The sequence below is a fragment of the Psychrobacter sp. NG254 genome, from assembly GCF_015277735.1.
Lineage (GTDB): Bacteria > Pseudomonadota > Gammaproteobacteria > Pseudomonadales > Moraxellaceae > Psychrobacter.
In genome coordinates, this window is the sequence record NZ_JADHDA010000012.1 from 1 (window position 1) to 1,631 (window position 1,631).

The following is a 1,631-nucleotide window of genomic DNA, read 5'->3' on the forward strand; positions in this document are numbered from 1 at the left end:
GATGAAGACCAGCGCGTTAATAACACCAACAACCCGAACAACCCAGATGATGTGAATGATGAGCTCGATGGCGACAAACCCGTCGTCAGCGTCTCAGATGCTAGCGCGGATGAGGGCAACAGCCTCACTCATACTGTGACCTTATCGAACCCAACCGAAGTGCCGGTCAGCTATCCTTTTGCCATCACCGACGGCAGTGCGGTCGCAGGGACTGACTATGACAGTGCAACACCGCCTGTCTTTAGTGTCCCCGGCATTGTTTATGATGCCATCACTGGCACCATCATCATCCCAGCGGGCGTCACCAGCTTTACCGTCAGCTATCCGGCCTTGAACGATGACTTAGATGAGCTTGCTGAGACCACCACCTTGACCATCGGTACTGGCGTTGGTACAGGCACCATCATCGACACCGATCTGCCGCCTGTGATCAGCATTACGGCCAGCGGTGATGCCACCGAAGGGGATGGTGATGCCATCGTCTTTAGTATTGACCAGACCGGTCTGAGTGACCGTGCCACCAGCGTGATTGCTACCTTGAACTTGACCGAAGCAGAAGCGGCGGACATTGCTAGCATCGTACTCACCAATGCCAATGGCACAACCCAAACCCTGACAGTGGCACAAGCGACTGCTGGGGTTAGTGTCTCTATCCCTGCGGGCACTGAACTTGCTAACATGCCAACCTTTACCATCACCCCAGCACAAGACGCCATCTACGAGATATCAGAAACGATTGGCATGAGCCTATCGGGCCCAGTCAATGCCACGCTTGGTACCTCAACTGCAACCGGTAAGATCTTAGATGAGAATGGCGGCGCCATTGATGCGCCTGTGGTCAGCATTAGCGCAACCGACGCTCAAGCGATTGAAGGCGTGGACAACACCCTTATCTTTAGCGTGACTCAGACTAACCTGAGCAACCTTGACACCACCGTTACCGTAAGCTTGGGTGGTAACAACACCGTTGAAGCGGCAGACATTGCTAGCATCAGCTACACCAATGCTGATGGGGTGGTGGTAACGCTAGACAAACTGTCTGACATCCAAACCTTCCTTGATGATGGCGCAACGGTCAACATACCGGCAGGCAGCCTAAGTGCGCCTGCTATTACGGTCACTGTGATTGATGACGTTGTGTATGAGCGCTCAGAGAATCTGATTCTTGATATTGCCATACCGACAAGCAGCCCAACACCTGCCACCCTTGGTACCAGCACTGCGACTGGCGTCATCCTTGATGAAGACCAGCGTGTCAACACCAACAACCCGAACAACCCAGATGATGTGAATGATGAGCTCGATGGCGACAAGCCGACAGTCACCGTCTCTGCTGCTAGTGCTGATGAGGGTAGCAATCTCGTTCACACCGTGACCTTATCAAACCCAACTGAGGTAGCGGTCAGCTATCCGTTTGCCATCACAGACGGCAGTGCGGTCGCAGGAAGCGATTATGACAGCGCGACACCGCCTGTCTTTAGTGTTCCCGGCATTGTTTATGATGCCATCACCGGCACCATCACCATCCCAGCAGGAGTGACGAGCTTTACCGTTAGCTATCCGGCCTTGAATGATGACTTAGATGAGCTTGCTGAGACCACCACCTTGACCATCGGGACAGGTAGCGGCAC

Annotated in this window: 1 protein-coding gene; it reads left to right on the forward strand. The window is 53.8% G+C overall.

All coding sequences use genetic code 11. From position 1 onward, the window contains the following. Positions 1–1,631 (forward strand): Calx-beta domain-containing protein (locus IP510_RS13575; protein ID WP_265087606.1); only part of this gene is annotated, 1,631 nt, incomplete at both ends.